A 21,139-nucleotide genomic window follows, 5' to 3' on the forward strand; every position below is an offset into this window, starting at 1 on the left:
CTGTCAGTCGGCGAAGTAGAACTCGTCAGGGCGATGGATGCCGAAATGCGCGCCGGGTTCCCATGCCCACATGGCCTGTTCGGGCACGTTGCGCAGGCGGTTGGACACAACGATGGGCTGCGGGGCGCCATTCAGAATGCCGATGGCATAAAGCTGATCGGCGTGGATCTTCAGCATCTCGGACCAGACGGCCTTGCGTTCGTCATCTGATGTGGCGATTTCCCAGTCATGGGCAAGTTCCATCAGGCGCTCGGCCTCGGGCATATCGGGCGCTTCGCCGACATCGCCGCCGGTCTGGTAATACTGCCCCCATTTAGGCCAGGCCAGAAACACCTGATCGGTGGGTGCCAGATAGGCGGGTGAGGTGTGGGCCTGCGGGATACCGTCATCCCAGCCAAACCAGACCGAGGCCATGGTGTTACCCGCAAACACCCGGTTCCGCAGGATGTCCCGGTCCAGCGGGCGCATCACCAGATCGACGCCTATCTCGCGCCATGTGTCGGTAACGATCTGCAAGGCGTTCTCGACCTCTTGCCGCTCACCGGCGGTTTCAATGATAAGCTCCATCGGGCGGCCATCGGGTAGCAAACGAATACCATCCTTGTCGCGCTGGTTCAGGCCAGCTTCGTCCAGCAAAGCGTTTGCGGTTTCGATGTCATATTGCGCCCAGGCCTTGGCGTTTTCCTCGTCATAGAAGGGCGAGGCAGGCAGAACCGACATCGCACCCGGTTGCGCCAGTTTGAAGTACAGCGCCTGATTGATCGTCTTGCGGTCAATGGCCAGCGACAGCGCGCGTCGCACGCGCACGTCGCGCAGAACTTCTCGCCATCCGTCATCGGCAAAGTTCAGGTTGGGATAGATCGCAATCTGCGAGGCAACACCGGTTTTCCACAGCAGGGTTTTGTAATTCCCCCCGGCTTCACCCTTTTTCAGGATCGAGGCGTCCCGGAACGCCAGCCCACGCCCTTGCAAATCGGTCTCGCCCGCATTGGTCTTGGCGGCGACCAGACCGGGTGCCACGATCTCCATCTCGACCACGTCGATATAGGGTAGTTGCACACCTTTGCTGTCGATGCGGTGGTAATAGGGGTTGCGGACAAAGTTGTGCCGGATCTTTTTGCCCGAGCTGGCATTCAGCCAAGGTTGCAGCGTCGGCAACTCGTGATTGTCGAACTTATAGAGGTTATCCAGCTTGTTATGTAGCGCCGCCCAGCTTTTGACGCGGGCGTCTTCGACCTGAAAGGCCAGCTCATCGGCGTCAGCGAAGCTCTCGTGATATTGTTTCAGAAACGCGGATGGGCGGTAGATGAACGGCGGGCGTGCCTGTGCCAGTGATTGCAGGAAATCAGGGTTCGGGTCGGCCCATTCGAACACGATGGTCGTTTCATCAGGGAAAGTGACGGTCGGGCTCTTGCCTTCGACAATCAGGAAATCCGGCGGCCCCGACGGGCTGAGCAATTCGTTATTGGCTACGTCCTCCCACCAGTATCGAAAATCTTCGGACGTAAAGGGCGACCCATCGGACCATTTGTGGCCTTCGCGCAGGTTCAGGGTGAATTTGCGGTTGTCTTCATTGGTGAAGGATTCCAGCAGATCAGGGACAATTTCGTAATCTTCGTCAAAACCGACCAGGCGGGCATAGCCATAGACCACCATCTGCCGAATGTCCTTGGATCGCGTCACCATGGTGCGCAACGTGCCGCCCGGCGTTCCGAACTCACGCCCCTTGGCGGCCAGATCGACCACCAGCGGCTCAGCCGGTAGGCGTTCTGCGACGGGAGGCATGTTTCCGGCGGCCACTTCGTCTTCCCAGAACGCGCTTTCCTGAGGGGTGGGGGTCTCTGCAGTGGCGGGCAGAAACCACAGCGCCGACATTGCGGCTGCCAGAATCAGGGGGCGAGTGGTCTTAAACATGGCATCGTACCTTATGGCCGGGCTCCATTTCCACCAATGAAGGTATCACGGAGTCGGTAAATCGGAAGGCGTCATCCCAACTGTCGGGCGAACCGGCGCCCAAAGCAACCAAATTCAGGTCGATGGGCCGGTTGATGTCGGGTTCCGGTTGTGCGGCGATCAGCGCCTTTGTGTAGGGGTGGTGCGGGTTGTAGAACAGTGTCTCGGGCGGGGCTTGTTCCACCACAAGGCCCCGGCGCATCACTGCAACTTCGTCTGCGATGCGCGCCACGACCGCAAGGTCGTGCGAGATAAAGAAATAGGACAGTTTCAAGCTGTCTTGCAGGTTTTCCAGCAGCGTCAGGATCTGTTCCTGCACCGAGACATCCAAAGCCGAGGTCGGCTCGTCACAGACAATCAGCTGTGGGTCCAACATCATCGCCCGTGCGATAGAAAGGCGCTGTCGCTGACCGCCTGAAAACGCGTGAGGATAGCGTTTCAGCATGTCGGCGTTCAGCCCGACCCGTTGCAGCATCTCGGCCGCTTTGTCCCGTTGTTCAGCGGGCGAGCCGATCTTGTGGATCTCCAACGGCTCGGTCATCGCGTCCTGAATGCGCATCCGCGGGCTGAGCGAGCTGTAGGGGTCCTGAAACACCATTTGCGCCTTGCGCTGAAACGCAGTGCGCTGGGCGCGGGTCATGTGGTGAACCGTGATCGGGTCGGCGTCGGGCGCGGTGCGAAACAGAACCTCTCCGCCCGGATCGGGGGGCTCGGCCCCGAGCGCAATGCGGGCGGCCGTGGTTTTGCCTGATCCGCTTTCGCCGACAATGGCCAGTGTCTTGCCACGTGCCAGATTCAGATCGACACCGCGACAGGCATGGATCAGCCGGTCACCTTGCCACCCTTTGCTGGAGCGCATGGTATAGGTTTTGGAGACACTGTTCATTTGCAGGATTAGGTCCTCGCCGGGCATCGGAATGCCAACAGCTTCCTTGTCGGGAATCTGGGGCGCGGCGTTGAACAATTGCTGGGTGTAGGGATGCGCAGGTGTGGTCAAAATAGGCGCGGCCGCCCCGGATTCCATCACCCTACCCTTGTGCATAACGACCACTTGTTCGGCCATATTGGCAACGACGCCCAGGTCATGGGTCACAAGGATCAGCGCCATGCCCGTCTCGCGCTGCAACTCTTTGATCAACCCCAAAACCTGCGCCTGCGTGGTGACATCCAGCGCGGTGGTTGGCTCATCCGCGATCAGCAGTTCCGGCTTGGCAACCATTGCCATGGCAATCATCGCACGTTGGCGCATGCCGCCGGACAGCTCGAACGGGTAAGAATCATAGGCGCGCTGGGGGTCAGGAAAGCCCACGCGCTCGAACTGGGTCAGAACCTCTTTGCGGGCCTGCGCCTCGGACGCGCCGCGATGCAGCCACAGAACCTCGCTGACCTGATTGCCGATCTTGTGCAAGGGCGACAGCGACCGCATCGGTTCCTGAAAAATCATCGAGACCCGATTGCCGCGAATGTCACGCATCTGGCGCTCACTGATTGCCGTCAGGTCTTCCAATCCTTTGGAATCATTCAGAGTAATGGTGCCGCTGCGTATCTGGGCCGTGCGCGGCAGGATGCGAAGCGCCGCGCGGCACGAGATGGTTTTTCCAGACCCGGACTCGCCCACCAACGCCAAAGTCTGCCCGGCCTCGACGTCGAAACTGACGCCCTGAACCACGGCCTCACCCGCACCGAAGCCGATGCTGAGGTCCCTGACAGACAACAACGCAGTCATGCGGGTTTCCCACCCGTTCGGCCGTCACTCGGCATAGGCTTGATCAACTCCCCGTGTTTTTTGTCGCAGTTTCGCGCGGTTGGGCCTGATTAGTCAAACCCGTTCTTGGGCTGAAATGTCGCGGGAATATGAAACTGAGGCGAAATTGCCTACACAAACCTTTGAGGATTTGTCATCACAGACGGCGTCGATGCCTGATTAAGCTTCGGCAACTATCAAGGAGAGATTTTCCCGTGCCCGATCCCCAAAGCCGCCTCGATCTGTTCATTGACCGCATGGTCTCGCAACGGGCCTGTCTGGACTATGCCATCGCTCAAACGCAGGGGATGGACGGGCCGGTGTTCGAACTGGGCCTGGGTAATGGCCGTACTTATCACCACATGGTGCAGTATGTGCGGAACCGCCCGGTATATGTGTTCGAACGCGCCGTGGCCTCGCACCCGGATTCGACCCCGCCGGAAGATCTGGTGATTCTGGGCGATGTGCGCGAGACGTTGCCCGCATCGCTGGATCGATTCGGCGCTACGGCCAGTTTGATCCATGCCGATTTGGGCGGGCATAACCGCGAAAAGAACGACGCTTTTGCCCGGTTCGTGTCCCCGTTGATCGAGCCGCTTCTGGCCGAGGGCGGGTTGATGGTCTCCAGCGACCGGATGTATTTTGATGGGCTGACTGAACTGCCCCTGCCAGACGGAGCAGTTGAAGGGCGTTGTTTCATTTATCGCCGCTGAAGGGGGCTCTAATGCTATTCTACGATTGCTCGACTGCCCCGAACCCACGCCGCGCGCGGATGTTCATTGCTGAAAAAGGGCTGGAGATTGAGACCCGCGATATCTCGATCGCAAAGGGGGAACAGCTGGCTGAGGACTTCCGTGCGATCAACCCCAATGCCACGCTGCCCGTGCTGGTGACAGATGAAGGGACGGTATTGACCGAAAACCTCGGAATCGCGGCCTATCTTGAGGCGCAGTTCCCGGAACCGCCGCTGATGGGGCGTACCCCGGATGAAAAAGGGTTGGTTTTGATGTGGAACAGCATCGTCGAACAGCAAGGCGGTGCCTCTGTGGCCGAGGCGCTGCGCAACGCGCATCCAGCTTTCGAAGGCCGAGCGATTCCCGGCCCTGCAAACTATGCCCAAATTCCCGAGCTGGCGCAGCGCGGGGTCGAGCGGGTGGAACGGTTCTTTGCGATGCTCGAAAACAGGCTGACAGACAGTGCCTATGTTGCAGGGCCAAAGTTTACGCTGGCCGATATTTCAACCTTCGTCTTCGTGGATTTCGCTCGGGTGATCAAGATGCGGATTCCGCAGGAAAATTCGGCGACGCTTGCGTGGTTTGACAAGATCGCCGCCCGTCCCAGCGCTCAACTTTAAACACGTAGAAAGCGCTCGAGATATTTCAACGTCGTGAACTGTACATTAATGTCTAGACAGAAGTGAACAGTGCGTCTAGCGTCCCCTAGTAGTCACGCAGGGGAGGGCAGGATGAAATCTCAGTATCGCGTAGTGGTCATCGGGGGCGGCGTCGTGGGCGCCTCGGTCCTGTATCATCTGGCCAAGTTCGGCTGGTCGGATGTTGTTATGCTCGAGCGCCGCCGTCTGGCCTCGGGCTCATCGTGGCACGCGGCGGGCGGCATCCACGCGCTGAACGCCGATCCCAACATGGCGGCGTTGCAGGCCTATACCATCGACCTGCTGAGTGAGATCGAGAAAGAATCCGGCCAGAATATCGGCCTTCACATGACAGGTGGTCTGACCTTGGCGGGCACCCCCGAACGGTGGGAGTGGTTGCAGGCCAATTACCGCATCTTCCAGTCCATCGGAATTGATGATTGCGAATTGTTGACACCGGAGGAGGCCCAGAAACGCTGCCCAATCATGTCAACCGAAGGCGTCTTGGGTGCGATGTGGGCAGATCGCGAAGGCTATATCGACACGACCGGAACCGTGCAGGCCTACGCCACGGCGGCGAAAAAACGCGGTGCGGAATACTATGAGGAAACCAAGGTAGAAAGCCTGACGCAGACGGCGGATGGTTGGGAAGTTGTCACCGACAAAGGAACCATTACCTGTGAACATGTGGTCAACGCGGCCGGTCTGTGGGCCAAACAGGTGGGGCGCATGGCGGGGGTTGAACTGCCGGTCTCGCCGCTGAAGCACCACTATCTGATCACCGATACTGTGCCCGAGGTCGCGCAGGCGGATTTTGAGATGCCGATGACCGTCGACCTCGAAGGCTTCACCTATATGCGGCAGGACCAGAAGGGTGTTCTGGTCGGTATCTACGAGGTCGAGCACGAACACTGGGCCATGGACGGCGCGCCGTGGAATTACGGCGAGGAACTGTTTCAGGAACAGCTGGATCGGATCGAAAATGAGCTGACGCTGGGCTTTGAGCGGTATCCGTCGATCCAGAATGTGGGCATCAAGACCTGGGTGAACGGCGCGTTTACCTTTGCGCCCGACGGCAACCCTCTGGTCGGGCCGGTGCCGGGCAAGCGCGGCTATTGGTCAGCCTGTGCGGTGATGGCCGGGTTCCTACAGGGCGGCGGCGTTGGCAAAACACTGGCCGAGTGGATGATCCATGGTGAGCCCGAGGCCGATGCGTGGCCGATGGATGTGGCGCGGTTCGGGGATTTTGCGCAGAACAAGCGGTATATCCGCGAAACCACGGGGCAGTTCTATTCGCGCCGCTTCGTGATGACCTATCCGAACGAGCAACTGCCCGCAGGCCGCCCGCTGAAAATGGCCCCCGCGCACGACGCGATGACCGAGGCTGGGTGCAAGTGGGGCGTCAGTTGGGATCTTGAGGTGCCGCTCTATTTCGCGCCCAAAGGGTTTGAAGAAACGCCGACGCTCAAGCGATCCAACGCGCACGATATCGTGGCCGGGGAATGTAAGGCGATCCGCGAAGGCGTTGGCCTGATGGATATTTCCGGCTTTTCCCGTTTCGAGGTCAGCGGCCCCAATGCGCAGGTTTGGCTGGACAGGGTCATGGCTTCGAAACTGCCTGCGCCGGGGCGTGCCAAGCTTGCCCCGATGCTGGGCGAGAACGGGCGGCTCAAAGGTGATCTGACTGTCCTTAACTGGGGCGATGGCACCTGGTGGATCATGGGTAGCTACTACCTGCGGGCCTGGCACATGCGCTGGTTCGATGACCACATGATTGACGGTGTCTCGGTCCGCGATCTTGGTGAGGAATATTGCGGGTTCGGTGTGGTTGGACCGAAGTCGCAGGCGGTGGTCGAAAAACTGGCCGAGCAGGATATCGCAGGCCTTCCTTTCATGGGCTGTGGGAATTTCGACATCGGTCTGGTCCGCGCGCGCGTGGCCCGCATGTCGGTGACGGGCGAGAAAGGCTATGAGATCAATTGCCGCTATGGTGATCACATCAAACTGCGCCGAATTTTGCTTGAGGCCGGGGCTGACGAAGGCATCCGCGAATGCGGTTTTAACGCGATGCTGTCTACGCGACTTGAGAAAAGCTTTGGGATCTGGTCGGCTGAATTTACTCAGGCGTACACGCCGGGCATGACCGGGATGGATCGTTGGATCGACTGGGACAAATCCTTTGTGGGCAAAGAGGCCGCCATGGCCGAACGCGACGGCAACGGACCAGCGCAGGTTCAGGTCACGCTAGAGGTCGATGCGCTGGATGCGGATGCCAGCGGGTATGAACCGATCTGGTCGAGTGATAAGCGGGTGGGTTTTGTGACCTCGGGCGGCTACGGGCACTACACCGGCAAATCTCTGGCGATGGCCCTGGTTAACCGCGACAAGGCCGAGCCGGGGACCGAGTTGTCCGTGCATGTGGTTGGCGTCGAGCGTCCCGCGCGGGTCATTTCTGCTTCGCCCTACGATCCGCAGGGCAAAGCGATGCGGGGTTGAACATGAACGCGCAAACGTCTGAACGGGGCCGAAGACGGCGTGGACGCGGTGGGGACACCGCGCCACCGCCCAGTCGCGACGTCAACTACCGCCAGCTTAGAAATCCCTTTCCGCAGATGGAAGTGTTCCCTGCAGATCAGATCGCGGACATGCACGACACTGCGCTGCGCATCCTGCAAGAACTTGGGGTCAAGGTCCTGCTGCCGGAGGCACGTCGTATCTATGCCGCTGCTGGAGCGCGCGTAGATGAAGGCAGTGAAATGGTTTTTATCGGTCGCGACATGGTTGAGGCCGCCGTCGCCTCGGCCCCCAAGTCGATTGCCTGCCGTGCCGGGTCACGTGGTCGCGATTTCACGCTGGAGCTGGGCTCATTGGTGTTTCAGCCAGGGGCAGGGGCGCCAAACGCCACCGATCTGGAAAGGGGTCGCCGCCCTGCGACGGGGCAGGATTATCTTGATTTCCTGAAGCTGACGCATCATTTCGATGTGTTCCAGATGATCTCACCCCAGGTAGAGCCGCAGGATGTGCCGACCAATTTGCGGCACTATTTCACCACGCAGGCGCAAATGGAACTGACAGACAAGTTCCCCTTCTTCTTCTCGCGCGGAACGCCGCAGGTGATGGATTGTTTCGAAATGCTCTCGACCGCGCGGGGGCTAAGCGATGACGAATTCCGTACAAACCCGCATTGTTATACGATCATCAATACCAACAGCCCGCGCACGCTGGATATCCCCATGGCACAGGGGCTGATCGATTTTGCGCGGCATGGGCAGATGTCGATTATCACGCCGTTTACCTTGATGGGTGCAATGGCCCCGATCACCGTGGCGGGCGCGATTACGCTGTCCCATGCCGAGGCTCTGGCGGCATTGACCCTGACCCAACTGACCAAACCCGGCGCGCCAGTTTGCTATGGCACGTTCACCAGCAACGTGGACATGAAATCGGGCGCCCCTGCTTTCGGGACGCCCTCGCATTTTCAAGCGTCACTGGCTGCAGGGCAACTCGCGCGGCATTTGGGCTTGCCATGGCGATCCGCTGCGGGATCGGCTTCAAACATTAACGATGTGCAGGCGGCGAATGAGAACCAGTTTGGCCTGTGGGGCTGTCTAATGGCCGGGGCCACCGTGATCATACACGCGGCAGGATGGTTGGAGGGCGGGCTGTCCGTTTCATTCGAAAAGCTTGTCTGTGACGCCGAGGTGCTGAACATGGTGGCCGAGCTTTGCGCAGGCGCTCAGGCCGGCGCTGCCGAGATCGGTTTTGACACCGCGCTGAGCGAGGTCGACCCTAGCGGGCATTTCTTTGCCTCAACCCAGACTATGGAACGGTACGACACCGAATTCTATCAGCCCCATGTCCATGACTACGCCAATTTCGGGACGTGGACCGAGCGTGGCTCGGTCGATGCCAATCACCGCGCCACCGAAGTTTGGAAGGGTATCCTTAATGATTTCAAGCCCCCCAGCAGCAACAGCGACCAGCTGGGTGCCTTGCAGGATTTCATCGCGCGCAGGACCGCCGAGGGCGGCGCGCCGCCGGAGAGTTGAATGAACACCAAACCCATTCTTCACCGTGATGATCCGGATGCCGAACCTTTGGTCGGCAATATCAAGGTCACGCGGGACGACTGGCTGAATGTCGCGATGGACGTGCTGATCTCGGACGGGGTCGAGCAGGTCAAGGTGATGAACCTGGCCGAGCGTATGGCCGTGTCGCGGTCGTCTTTCTATTGGTATTTCAAGTCCCGGCAGGAGCTGTTGGATGCGTTGCTCGCCAAATGGCAGGCGACCAATACGGCGGCCCTGATCGCCCAATCCGAACTCCCTGCCGCAACGATCACCGCCGCTGTTTGCAATGTGCAGCGTTGTGTCGTGAACTCTGAACTCTTCGATACCGCGCTGGATTTTGCCATGCGCGACTGGGCGCGGCGGTCGGGCAAGGTACGGCGAATGCTGGATCAGTCAGATGCACGGCGGCTGGCGGCGCTGCGGGCAATGTTCATCCGCTATGACTATGATGAGACCGAGGCCGAGACGCGCGCGCGCGTGCTCTACTACATGCAGATCGGGTACGATTTGGCGCAGCTAAATGAGCCGATGTCGCTGCGGCTGTCGTTGGTCTCTCACTACCTGTTTGTTTTCACTGGTGTGGAACCGCTCGACGAAGAGATCGAGGAGTTCAGCGCCTATTCGCGGTTTTACTGGGAGAAGAACACGTCATGAGTCAACCTGACGCAATCATCATCGGCACCGGAGTGATCGGGGCTGCCGTCGCATTCGAGATGGCCAAGGCAGGATGGAAAACCCTGTCACTGGACCGCAACGCTCAGGTCGGGCACGGGTCCACAGCCGGGTCCTGCGCCATCATTCGAATGCACTATTCGACCTTCGACGGCACTGCGTTCGCGTGGGAGGGGTATCACTATTGGCGCGACTGGGCTGCCTATCTGGGCCTGCCCGCTGATGCCAATCTGGCGCAGTTCCGCGAGACGGGGTGTCTGGTGATGAAGACCGATGCCAACGGGATGCTGGACAAGCATATGAAAAACAGCGCTGATCTGGATTGCCCGTTCGAGGAATGGTCGCCTGAGAAGATCACCGAGCGCTTGCCTGTCTATTCGCTAGACAGTTTCACGCCGCCCAAACGCATGGATGATCCGGAATTTGGCCAGCCCAACGGGGGCAAGATGCAGGGCGGGGTGTTCTGGCCGCAAGCGGGCTACGTTACCGACCCGGCACTGTCGGCGCAGAACCTGATGGACGCGGCCAAATTGAACGGGGCCGAAGTACGCACCGGGGCCGAAGTGGTCGAGATTCTGACCGAGGATGGGCGCGTGGCCGGGGTCAAGCTGGCCTCGGGTGAGGAAATCCGTGCCAAGGTGGTGGTGAATGTGGCTGGGCCGGGCTCGGCCATCATCAACGGTATGGCGGGTGTGCTGGATGACATGACCATCGAAACCCGCCCCCTGCGGCAAGAGGTGGTGCACGTCCCCGCGCCCGAAGGGTTTGATTTCGAAAACGACGGCACCATCGTGTCGGACAGCGATATCGCGCTTTACTGCCGGCCGGAACATGGCAACCACATCCTTGTTGGCTCGGAAGATCCCGAATGCGATCCGCATCAGTGGTGCGAGGATGACGTGCACTACAACCGCGACTTCACCGATCAGTGGACCACTCAGGCGATGCGCTATGCACAACGGGTGCCCAGCCTCGGCATTCCCTCGAAAACGCGCGGAGTGGTGGACTTGTATGATGCGTCGACCGACTGGATTCCGATCTACGACAAATCCAGCCTGCCGGGGTTCTACATGGCCTGCGGGACCAGCGGGAACCAGTACAAGAACGCGCCAATTGCCGGCAAGATGATGGCCGCGCTGATCAACTATTGTGAGGGCGGTGCAGATCACGACACGCAACCGCTGCAATTCGAACTGCCCTATATCAAGCGAATGATCGACGTCGGGTTCTATTCTCGCAAGCGCCCCATTAACGAAGAAAGCAGTTTTTCGGTTCTGGGCTAGCCGTCAGGCTAAATCGCTCTAGAATTCCGGGAGCAGAATGGGACGGAGCCCAGAATGACCGAACCGAGGAACCGAGTTCTGATACTGGGCAGCGCCCCAAGCGCAGTGGCCGCCCGACAGTGGCCCCGCGCGCCCTTTACCCATATAGTCGCCATCAATAATGCCTGGCGTGTCCGACCGGATTGGGATGTGTTGATTCACCCCGAGGATTTTCCGGTCGATAACAGACCTGCCGCGTCAGATCCGGGTCAGCGCATTGTCGAGGCCTCGGAGTATGTTCCGCTGCAAAATGCTTATGGCGGTTTCGTCTATGCGGGCGGGACGATGGCCTTGACGGCTGGGTATTGGGCTTTGGCATCGCTGCGCCCGGCGGTTCTAGCCTACTTTGGCTGCGACATGATTTACCCGAAAGTAGGCAAGACGCATTTCTACGGTCGCGGGGCCGCCGATCCCTTGCGTGATGATGTCACGCTCAGATCGCTCGAGGCCAAGTCCGCGCGTCTGGGCTTGTTCGGGGCTGCGCAGGGCTGCCGGGTCGTGCGGCTGTCGCAAGGGCGCAGCAGGTTGGTCTACCCCTCAGTTGCCACGACCTCTTTGATGCCACCTCAGTTGCCATCGACGGATGGGATGGACAACGTTTTGCGGTACGAACGGGATCTGGGATATTATGTTCCGAGTGGTCGGTATTGGGAACATGCAGACAATTTTGACGTTGAGAAGCTGGATGTGCTGGATGACATGTGGCTGTCGATCTACAGTCGATCCGGCCTTGTTAACGTGGCCTAAACCGCAAATTTTACCCAAGCCCAGACCATAGCGACATACGTCAGATTGTGCAGGCATTGGTCTAGACCGGCAGCACGCCAGAAGGCCGATTGCGTCGGTACCAGTTGCTTTTTGTCGGAATAACTGGCCTTGGCGAAATCAATGTTGAAATGAACGATCCATTCCAACGCGGCGATGATCAGAATAAAAGCCCAGGGCGCGCCGAACAGCAAAAACACAAAGACAGAGCCCACTACATGCACCGCTGCATGTTGTGCCCGTCCCATGTGAAAATATTCTCCGCGTCCCGCCAGCATTTTTGGCGTTTGGAGGTAGTAGTCCGCAAACATATGTTTGATCTGCAATAAGCAGAGCATCAAAAACACTGCGCCTAAACTGGCATGCAAATGAATCCTCCCGACATCGTCCTGATGCAAAGTCTAGGCGCTAACTTGTGGTTGCGCAAATGAACTTGTTCACATTCGGCAAAAATCTGATCAAATTGGAAACTGTTTGCGTCGCTGGTCTCGATTGCGGTAAATTCAAAGCAACGGTTGTGCGGCGATGCTGTTCAGGCCGGGTCCATGAACCGTAGCAGGGGCAGGTTCCATAGAACGCACGATCTTCCGCTTTATTTGGAAATATTCGAAGCGCGACCAGTTAATCCTGCTGGCTGTGACTTCGACGCTGTTTCCCTTGCTGTATCTCACGCTGGAGTTGCCTAAGCGGATCATCAATGACGCCATCGGGGCCGGAAGCTCGGTGGTGAATGTGCTTGGCTACCAACTGCCGCAAACCACATTTCTGATCATCCTGTGTTTTGCTTTCCTTGCCGCAGTTTTGGCTCATGGCCTGATGAAAATGCGGATCAACACGATGAAAGGTGTGCTGAGCGAGCGGATGCTGCGCCGCTTTCGTTATCAGTTAATCAGCCGTGCCCTTCGGTTCCCTCAACCCTATTTCGAGCGGGTCAGCCAGGGTGAGATGGTATCGATGATCACCGCCGAAAGCGAGCCGATGGGCGGGCTGATGGGCGATGCGATCAGTCAGCCGGTGTTGCAGGCAGGACAGATGATTACCATCCTGTCCTTCCTGTTTTTGCAAAGCGTCTGGTTCGGCTTGGCCGCTGTTGCGTTGATCCCGGTGCAGGCGTGGCTGATCCCCAAGCTTCAACGCCAGATCAACCTGCTGAACAAGAAGCGTATTCAGGAAGTCCGCGTTCTGGCCGCCCAGATCGGTGAAAACGCGGCTGGTGCCTCGACCCTGCGCACCAATGGCGGATGGCGGTATCGGCGGGCGATGGTCTCGGATCAGTTGGGGCGTCTGTTCGGTATCCGGTTCGAGATCTACCAGAAAAAGTTCTTTATGAAGTTCATCAACAACTTCATCTCGCAACTGACCCCGTTCATGTTCTATCTGGTCGGTGGTTTGCTGGTACTTCAGGGTTCGGTCTCGCTGGGGGCGCTGGTGGCGGCGCTGGCGGCGTATAAGGACCTCAGCTCGCCCTGGAAGGAATTGCTGACCTACTACAACCAGACTCAGGACATGTCGCTGAGATGGGAGGTGGTCGTCGAGCGATTTGCCCCACCGGGCATGCTGGACGAAAAGCTGTTTGAGGGTGAGCCCGAAAAACAACCGCGTCTGCGGGGCGATATCGTGCTGGATCATGTCTCGGTCCGGGATATGGACGGCAATCAGGTGCTGGATGATCTGAACCTCAGCTTTCCGGCGGGTAAGACTATCGGGATCGCGGCACCCAGCGAGGAAGATCGCCGCGCCATTGCCGAGCTGCTGACGCGCGAGATGCTGCCCAGTGCCGGGCGAGTGTCGATAGGGACACAGGATATTGCGAGCCTGCATCAGGGGGTCGTCGCGGCGCGTATCGGCTATGCTTCGTCTCGCCCGGTGATGTTTCAGGGCACGCTGGGCGACAACGTAATGATGCCGATCCGGTTCAAACCGCTAAGCGCGTCCACAGACGATCCCGGATTTGCCGAAACTCGACGGGCGGGCAACAGCGATGACCCGTTGCAGGCCCAATGGCTGGACCCGTCGCGTGCGGATCTGGACAGCCCCGAGGCGCTACGCGACTGGTGGTTGCACCTGATTGACGGGATGGGCTCGGGTGGGGCGTTGTTCCAGCGCGGGGCGGAACAGGCGTTTGATCCGGACACGCACCAAAATCTGGCGGGAAAACTGATTGAGCTGCGCCCGGTGGTGCAGCAGGCCGTGCGTGATGCCGGGCTGGAGCAACAGGCGCTGGTCTTTGATCGCTGCTGCTACAACGCGGCCCTGCCGGTGGCCGAGAACCTGCTGTTTGCCACCCCGCGCGTTCCGGTGACGCAGGCCCTGTTGGCACAGCAGACCGTTTTCCTTGGCCAGCTTCGGGAATTGGGGCTGGATGAAACGCTGGTGCATCTGACCCGCGACGTAATCGAAATGCTGCGCCAGATTTTCGGTCTGGACGGAACCGATCACCCTTTGTTCCGAAAGCTTGGGCTTGAGGCGCAAACCTATGAAAAGGCCATCGAACTTTTGGAACGCACGCGGGACGAAGGCGTGTCAGGTCTGGATGATGAACAGCTTGCCACGCTTCTGGCCGTGCCTGTTGTGATCTCGGCCGAGCAGATCGGGCCTGCGTTCACCGATGAGCTGAAAGATCGGATTCTGGAACTGCGCCACAGTCACTCGCAAAAGCTGCTGGAAACGCTGCACGATGTGTTTGTGCCACTGAACGCAGATGCTTTTGCACCGGGTTTGACGGTGATGGAGAATGCGCTGTTCGGAAAAGTCAGCCAGATCGGTGGCGCGCGCTCGGACGAGGTGCGCAAGCTGATCGTGGATGTGCTGGATCAGAACGGTGCACGGCCTTTGGTGGTCGAGCTGATATATGACGTACCGGTGGCGTTGGGCGGGCAGAACCTGCCTGCTGTTTTTGCCGAACCGCTTTCCTTTACCCGTGCGACGATCAAGAAACCCGATATCCTGATCCTCGATAGTGCGCTCGCCAGCTATGACATGTCCACGCAGGTTGCGGTCTATAAGAACCTGCGATCGCTGCTACCCGAGACGACTGTCATCTATCTGAACGACCAGTTCGACAACCCCGGCGTATTCGACATGTTTGTCGAAATACGGCAAGGTCGTGTGGTTTCAGACGAAGGACCTACGGACGTGGAAGAAGACAGTGCTGCATCGGCCGACCTCGCGCGCAAACTGCGCGCGTTAGAGCAGACGCCGCTGTTTTCTGGCCTCGACCGTCGCCAACTTCGCCTGCTGGCATTTGGTGCCCGCTGGTTCGACGCCAAACCGGGCGAGATTGTTTTCCTCAAAGATGACCAGCCTACCGACGGGGCCTATGTAGTTCTGGAAGGCGAGGCTGGGCTGTACTTGCCGCAGCCCGACGGACCGGATCAGTTGATCACCACTGTAAGCGCAGGGGCGTTGGTGGGCGAACTGGGACTGATCCGCAAAGAACCGCGCGCGCTGAGCATGATCGCCGAGACAGAGCTGTCCTGTCTGCGCGTGGGCGAAGAGGAATTCCTGGCCGTTGTGGAAAATGACGCCGCGACGGCGTTTAAGCTGATGCAGGTGATTGCGGGCTACGTGTCGAACTAATCCTGCGGCTTGCAGAACAGATCGTAAAGCAGGCCGATCACCTGCTCGGTATTGCCGTCTTTCAACGAGTAATAGATCGTCTTGCCATCGCGACGGGTTGAAACCAGCCCCTCGGCCCGCAAACGCGCCAGCATCTGGCTGACGGCGGCCTGACGGATTTCCAGCAGCCTTTCCAACTCACCCACCGATTTTTCGCCCGTTCCCAAATGGCATAGGATCATCAGTCGGCCTTCATGGGCCAGAGCTTTGAGAAAAGCCGCCGCCTGCGCGGCGCTTTCCTTCATATCTGTTACGGCACCATCTGCCGTTTGCGTGTCGTTTTCCATGAGTGTCATGGGTGGCCTGTCTGAAACTAGGGGGTTCATGCAATATGCCGCAAAACCCTGCGGTTTGTCACCCCTCGGTTGCAGGCGCGCCGCCCTGAAACGCATTTCCGTTGACATAGTCGCAAGGTTCTTCCTGCATCTGTAAATGCAGACCCGTTCCGTCAAAGGGATGCGCGCGGGCCAATTCCTCGTCTACTTCAATTCCCAACCCCGGCGCGGTGGGCGCGGTGACAAACCCGTCCTCAACCCGAAGGCTGCCCTTGATCAGCGCGTCATGGAACGGGGTTTCGATCGTCTCAAGCAGAAGTAGGTTCGGGATTGAGGCCGCCAGATGGATATTCGCGGCCCACTCGATCGGCCCGGCATAAAGATGCGGTGCCATCTGGGCGTTGAAAACCTCGGCCATGGCGGCGACCTTTTTCATCTCCCATATCCCGCCAGCACGTCCCAATGCGGGCTGCAGGATCTCAGCCGCGCCTGCGCGCAGAACCGCGCCGAATTCGGCCTTGGTCGTCATCCGTTCACCGGTTGCCACCGGGATGCGGACATTGCGGGCGACGCGGGCCATGTCCTCGACCATGTCGGGCGGTGTCGGTTCTTCGAACCATAGCGGAGAATACGGCTCCAGCGCTTGTCCCAAACGGATCGCGCCTGCGGTGTTGAACTGGCCGTGGGTTCCGAACAACAGGTCGGCCTTGTCGCCAACCGCCTCGCGGATCGCTTTGCAAAAGGCCACGGACATTGAGATATCGGACATCGCGGGCATGTGCCCGCCTCGGATCGTGTAGGGCCCGGCGGGGTCGAATTTAACGGCTGTAAAGCCGCGCCGCGCCATCTCGGCCGCGCATTCCCCGGCCTGTTCGGGTGAAGTCCAGAAGTCAGTCAGATTATGCTGAGGCAGGGGGTAGAGATACGTATAAGCGCGAATGCGTTCATTCATAAGCCCGCCAAGCAAGGCATAGACCGGGCGGTCGCGATCTTTGCCCAGAATGTCCCAGCAAGCGATCTCGAGCCCCGAAAACGCGCCCATCACCGTCAGGTCGGGGCGCTGCGTGAAGCCGCTGGAATAGGCGCGGCGGAACATGAGTTCGATGCTCTCGGGGTTCTCGCCCAGCATATGCCGCTCGAACACGTCGCGGATGACGTGGCGCATTGCCTCGGGCCCGACGGAGGAGGCATAGCATTCCCCCCAACCGGTGATCCCGGTATCGGTCGTGAGCTTCACCAGTATCCAATAACGTCCGCCCCAGCCCGGCGCAGGCGGAGCGGTGACGATAATGTCGAGATCTTGCAGTTTCATGCGCGGCTAGCCTCGGTCAAATAGGATCACGTTGCGTTTGGCCGATCCGGTCTTGGTATCGGCAATGGCCTCGTTGATTTGATCCAGCGACCAGCGGCCCGAAATCAGCTCATCCAGTTTCAGCCGCCCTTGTTCATAGAGGTCGATCATCCATGGGATATCCCGCTGAATGACCACATCGCCCATTTTCGACCCGATCACGCCTTGGCCCAAAGCGGCCAGCATAACCGGTTCATAGGTCGACATATCCCCGGAATGCGGCATTCCGATCATGATCGCCTTGCCGCCGCGTCCCAGATAGCGCGGGGCTTGATCATAGGCCGGGATGGCGCCGACGGTAATCAGTACCGCATCCGCGCCGCGCCCGCCCAAAGCCTTGTAGGATTCCTTCCAAGGGGCTTTGGCCGTTGCCAGAACGCCATGGGTCGCACCGAATTCTTTCGCGATCTCAAGCTTCTCTTCGGTCATGTCGACAGCCACGATACGGCGGGCCCCGGCTATACGAGCGCCTTGAATTGCGTTCAGGCCCACCCCACCCGCGCCGATCACGACAACGTCCTGACCGGCCCGCAAACCAGCGGCGTTGACGGCAGCACCTACACCGGTGATCACACCGCAGGACAGCAGGCTGGCAACGTCCTTGGGCATGGTTTCGGGGATTTTCACGATCTGCCTATGGCTGACGACGACCTTTTCGGCAAAGGCACCGCAGGCCATGGCCTGTTCCAGCGGATCGCCGTCCGAGGTCCGCAGTGGACCTTTCACTGTGTCGTAGGGCGTTTCGCAAATGGTCGGTTGCCCACCCGCACAGGACGGACAGGACCCGCAGGCGCGGATCAGCGTGACAACGACTGGATCCCCGACCTGAAACCCGTCGGTTGCAGCGCCCACGGCGGAGATCACACCCGCAGCCTCATGCCCATAGACCGCAGGCAGGAACCCGCCCCACGCGCCACTGGCGTAGGAAATGTCCGAGTGGCAGATCGCCACCGCACCCAGGGTCACTTCGACCTCGCCCGTTCCCGGTGGTGCCAGTTGCACGTCCTCGATGACCAGAGGTTCGCTAAACGCCCGGCATACGGCGGCTTTGATGGTTTGCATGGTTTGCCCTCGTCCTTTTCCGGTCACGGTGACGCGGACGGGCGCGCGACGCAAGGTGGAAACCGTCACAAAAGCGTCGTTGTCAGGTCATGACCTTAGGTGATCGGAAGAAAAGGACAAAACCCACAACCATCAACAGCATGGCCAGTAAAAACGGGGCCCCCGGCAGATAGAGCACGGCATCCGGGCGCGCAAACTGCGCAAAGACGCTGGTCATCACCAGAGGCGATATTACCATCGACATGGCATGCAGTGAGGTGAGGACGCCCTGCAACTCTCCTTGCTGGGAATCCGGCGTGGCGCGGGATGTCATCGCTTGCAACGCCGGGGTGACGATTGCACCAATGGCGGTGATCGGGATCAGCATCAGGGCGATGAAGCCGTTGGTCAGAAATCCCAGTATGATAAAGCTGACGATCTCGAAGCCCATGCCGTAGATGATGGTCTTGCGCTCGCCGAAATACCGCATGGCCGGTCGGATCAATCCGCCCTGAACCGCGGCCATTCCGATGCCGTAGACGCCCAGCGACAGGCCAATCATCTGCGGCGACCAGCCAAAGCGCTCGGTGGTGAAATAAGCCCAGATTGCCGGATAGACGTAGATCGACACGGAATAGAGGAAATAAACCCACAACAACGGGCGAATTCCGGGCAGGCTGGCTATGGCGCGCAAAGAGTTGACCGGATTGGCGCGGCGCAGGCTGAACACGCGGCGGGTTTTGTCGGTAACTGTCTCGGGCATGACAAAGACACCGATGGCGAATGCGAGGGTTGAAAGCCCAGCGGCAGCCCAAAAGGGCGCGCGGGTTCCGTATTCGCTGAGCAATCCACCGATTACGGGGCCAAGGACAAAGCCGATGCCAAAAGCCGCGCCCAGCAGGCCGAAATTGGCTGCCTTGTCTTTCGGTTTCGAGACATCGGCCATGAAGGCGGCAGCGGTGGCATGGGTGGCTGCTGTGATACCTCCGACAAGGCGCCCAATCAGCAAGAGCCAAATGCTGCCTGCCAGTGCCATCACGACATAGTCTAGCGCCATCACGAACAGCGAGACCAGCAAAACGACCCGCCGCCCATACGCGTCCGAGAGGTTGCCCAGGATCGGGCCGAATACAAATTGCATGGCCGCGAATGTTGTGCTGAGCACGCCGCCCCAGATAGCGGCGCTTGCGAGGGTGCCGCCCTGAACCTCGACAATGAGCTCGGGCATGATTGGCAGAACAAGGCCGATGCCCATCGCGTCGATCATCACGGTCAGCAGGACAAAGAGGAAGGGCAGGCGCATCGTCAGCAATCACCCAAGTGGTCCGGCGGGCGCTGGTCCCTCGGTGATTGGACGAAAAGCGTCAACACGGACGACCGGATGGAAAGGTTTGTTCGGCGATGGCGTTCAGAATTCCGGCCAATGTGTCAGGGTGCGAGAAGAACGGAGAGTGCGAACTGTCGATGTCAAAGCGCATATCTGGCGGCACCGACAGGCTCATTTGTGCCTGATATTCTGGGGGAATGGTGCGGTCGTCGGTCGCGCGGATATAAGCCTTTGGAACTTGATCCCACCTGTCGGTGAGAGGCAGAGGCGTGTCCTGCGGCGCGATGGGTTGCGGGCACAGACGCGCCAGAGCATTTCGCACGGTGGCAGGTGGGCAATCGTGATAGAACAGCTCTTGGACGCAATCGGGCTTTACGGTGTACGACAGGCCATCCGCGGATTTGTCGACCGCGTCAGCGATGGTCTGGCGCGGCGATTGGCGGCGCATCTCGACCATCGACATGCCATCTTTGGGCACATAGGCGCACAGATAGACCAGCGCCTTCATGGCGGAAGGATCGGCCTCGGCCGCGGCGCTGATCGGGTAGCCGCCCCAGGAATGTCCGACGATGATCGTTTCGGGGGTCGAGGCGGCCAACACCGCATCCCGGCACCCGGCCAATGTGACCTGCGCGACCGGCGTCGGATCCGAGCCATGGCTGGGCATGTCGATTGCGCGGGCCGTGTGCCCCAAAGCCTGAAGCGCCGGGATCAGATCGCGCCAGCACCACGCGCCGTGGCAGGAGCCGTGAACCAACAGAAAATCCGCCATGTTTCCCTCCTTCAAATATGACCGATATCGGTCAGGAAACGGTGCAGCAGATTTGCATATTCTTCGGGCTGCTCGACGCAGGGCAAATGACCGGCCCTGCGCATCAACTCGAACTTCGATCCGGGGATCAACTCGATGGTCTCGCGCACCAGATCGGGCGGGGTCGAGCCATCCTCGCTGCCCGCAATGCCCAACGTGGGCAGGCGCAAGCCGCTTGTGGGGGTGAAAAAATCCGTGCCCGAAATGGCCGCACAACACCCAATATATCCTTCGGCAGGCTGGCGTTCCATCATGTTTCGCCACAGCAGCATATCAGGCGTGGTGCGAAACGCGCGCGAGAACCAGCGCTCCATCGTGGCGTCGGCCAGCGCCTCGATCCCATCCTTGCGGATGGCGTCGATCCGGTCCTGCCACATGGTGGGCGTGCCGATCTTGGCCGCCGTGTTCGACAGCACCAGTGCGCGCACCTGATCCATGCGTTTAACGGCCAAGCCTTGCGCAATCAGCCCACCGATAGACAGGCCCACAAACACGCAGTCGCGTACATTCAGAAGATCTAGCAACGCTTCGGCATCCCGCACCAGCGCCCCCATCGAATAGGGACCCGTTGGGCACGACGACAGGCCGTGCCCGCGTTTGTCATACCGAATGATCCGCAGACCAGCGGGCAGATGGGGCAGCACGGCGTCCCACAGGCGCATATCGGTGCCCAGTGAGTTCGCGAACACCACCGGCACCCCATTGGGATCGCCGTCAATCCGGTAGTGAAGCTGGACATCCCCAAGATCAGCGATCTGCATTACTGTTTCCCCGTTCATCTCATCTGGCGCCGACTAATACCCAAATTGCGCAGGATT

Annotated in this window: 17 protein-coding genes; 8 read left to right on the forward strand and 9 right to left on the reverse strand. The window is 59.5% G+C overall.

What is annotated here, in order from left to right; genetic code table 11:
- Positions 1 to 3 precede the first annotated feature (3 nt).
- Both ACR0C5_RS15075 and ACR0C5_RS15080 read right to left on the reverse strand, forming a co-directional pair.
- Positions 4 to 1,914 carry an ABC transporter substrate-binding protein gene (locus ACR0C5_RS15075; RefSeq protein WP_170769882.1) on the reverse strand — a complete coding sequence of 637 codons (1,911 nt, stop codon included), beginning with the start codon at positions 1,912 to 1,914 and terminating at the stop codon, positions 4 to 6.
- Positions 1,907 to 3,679 carry an ABC transporter ATP-binding protein gene (locus tag ACR0C5_RS15080; RefSeq protein WP_170769883.1) on the reverse strand — a complete coding sequence of 591 codons (1,773 nt, stop codon included), beginning with the start codon at positions 3,677 to 3,679 and terminating at the stop codon, positions 1,907 to 1,909. Before ACR0C5_RS15080 ends, ACR0C5_RS15075 begins: the two co-directional genes overlap by 8 nt.
- A gap of 233 nt (positions 3,680 to 3,912) precedes the next feature.
- Here ACR0C5_RS15080 and ACR0C5_RS15085 point away from each other — a divergent pair, with 233 nt between their 5' ends.
- From ACR0C5_RS15085 to ACR0C5_RS15115, 7 genes are all read left to right on the forward strand, one after another.
- Positions 3,913 to 4,410 carry a class I SAM-dependent methyltransferase gene (locus ACR0C5_RS15085; RefSeq protein ID WP_331252079.1) on the forward strand — a complete coding sequence of 166 codons (498 nt, stop codon included), beginning with the start codon at positions 3,913 to 3,915 and terminating at the stop codon, positions 4,408 to 4,410.
- An 11-nt stretch (positions 4,411 to 4,421) separates the two neighbouring features.
- Positions 4,422 to 5,051, forward strand: coding sequence for a glutathione S-transferase family protein (locus ACR0C5_RS15090; protein WP_170769885.1), 630 nt, complete (start codon positions 4,422 to 4,424; stop codon positions 5,049 to 5,051).
- 111 nt (positions 5,052 to 5,162) lie between these two features.
- The gene (locus ACR0C5_RS15095; protein ID WP_480877647.1) at positions 5,163 to 7,565 is read left to right on the forward strand and encodes a GcvT family protein; all 2,403 of its coding nucleotides are present in this window, start codon (positions 5,163 to 5,165) and stop codon (positions 7,563 to 7,565) included.
- A gap of 2 nt (positions 7,566 to 7,567) precedes the next feature.
- Positions 7,568 to 9,118: a trimethylamine methyltransferase family protein gene (locus ACR0C5_RS15100; protein WP_480877649.1), complete on the forward strand. Its 1,551-nt coding sequence runs from the start codon at positions 7,568 to 7,570 to the stop codon at positions 9,116 to 9,118.
- Complete coding sequence (locus ACR0C5_RS15105) at positions 9,119 to 9,793, forward strand: TetR/AcrR family transcriptional regulator (RefSeq protein ID WP_170782943.1); 675 nt, start codon at positions 9,119 to 9,121, stop codon at positions 9,791 to 9,793.
- Positions 9,790 to 11,094, forward strand: coding sequence for an NAD(P)/FAD-dependent oxidoreductase (locus ACR0C5_RS15110; protein ID WP_480877651.1), 1,305 nt, complete (start codon positions 9,790 to 9,792; stop codon positions 11,092 to 11,094). Before ACR0C5_RS15105 ends, ACR0C5_RS15110 begins: the two co-directional genes overlap by 4 nt.
- A 54-nt stretch (positions 11,095 to 11,148) precedes the next feature.
- Positions 11,149 to 11,880: a hypothetical protein gene (locus ACR0C5_RS15115; RefSeq protein WP_480877653.1), complete on the forward strand. Its 732-nt coding sequence runs from the start codon at positions 11,149 to 11,151 to the stop codon at positions 11,878 to 11,880.
- Here ACR0C5_RS15115 and ACR0C5_RS15120 read toward each other — a convergent pair.
- Positions 11,877 to 12,236, reverse strand: coding sequence for a DUF3307 domain-containing protein (locus tag ACR0C5_RS15120; RefSeq protein WP_480877814.1), 360 nt, complete (start codon positions 12,234 to 12,236; stop codon positions 11,877 to 11,879). The genes ACR0C5_RS15115 and ACR0C5_RS15120 overlap by 4 nt on opposite strands.
- A 244-nt stretch (positions 12,237 to 12,480) precedes the next feature.
- Between ACR0C5_RS15120 and ACR0C5_RS15125 the strand changes: the two genes are divergently transcribed.
- On the forward strand, positions 12,481 to 15,477 hold the full coding sequence (locus ACR0C5_RS15125; protein ID WP_170770586.1) for a cyclic nucleotide-binding domain-containing protein: 2,997 nt from the start codon (positions 12,481 to 12,483) through the stop codon (positions 15,475 to 15,477).
- Here ACR0C5_RS15125 and ACR0C5_RS15130 read toward each other — a convergent pair.
- From ACR0C5_RS15130 to pcaD, 6 genes are all read right to left on the reverse strand, one after another.
- Positions 15,474 to 15,761, reverse strand: a complete 288-nt coding sequence (locus ACR0C5_RS15130; RefSeq protein ID WP_170770588.1) for an ArsR/SmtB family transcription factor — start codon at positions 15,759 to 15,761, stop codon at positions 15,474 to 15,476. The genes ACR0C5_RS15125 and ACR0C5_RS15130 overlap by 4 nt on opposite strands.
- Before the next feature lie 109 nt (positions 15,762 to 15,870).
- The gene (locus ACR0C5_RS15135; RefSeq protein ID WP_480877655.1) at positions 15,871 to 17,103 is read right to left on the reverse strand and encodes a mandelate racemase/muconate lactonizing enzyme family protein; all 1,233 of its coding nucleotides are present in this window, start codon (positions 17,101 to 17,103) and stop codon (positions 15,871 to 15,873) included.
- A 6-nt stretch (positions 17,104 to 17,109) separates the two neighbouring features.
- Entirely contained in the window at positions 17,110 to 18,204 is a 1,095-nt protein-coding gene (locus ACR0C5_RS15140; RefSeq protein ID WP_480877657.1) for a Zn-dependent alcohol dehydrogenase, read from the reverse strand.
- Between the two features lie 82 nt (positions 18,205 to 18,286).
- Positions 18,287 to 19,486 (reverse strand): TCR/Tet family MFS transporter, encoded by a 1,200-nt coding sequence (locus ACR0C5_RS15145; protein ID WP_480877659.1) that lies wholly within the window; start codon positions 19,484 to 19,486, stop codon positions 18,287 to 18,289.
- Between the two features lie 61 nt (positions 19,487 to 19,547).
- Positions 19,548 to 20,282, reverse strand: coding sequence for an alpha/beta fold hydrolase (locus tag ACR0C5_RS15150; protein WP_480877661.1), 735 nt, complete (start codon positions 20,280 to 20,282; stop codon positions 19,548 to 19,550).
- Positions 20,283 to 20,293: 11 nt separating this feature from the next.
- Positions 20,294 to 21,082: a 3-oxoadipate enol-lactonase gene (gene pcaD, locus ACR0C5_RS15155; RefSeq protein WP_170782936.1), complete on the reverse strand. Its 789-nt coding sequence runs from the start codon at positions 21,080 to 21,082 to the stop codon at positions 20,294 to 20,296.
- Positions 21,083 to 21,139: the final 57 nt, after the last annotated feature.

It is taken from the genome of Ruegeria sp. N8, from assembly GCF_056531325.1.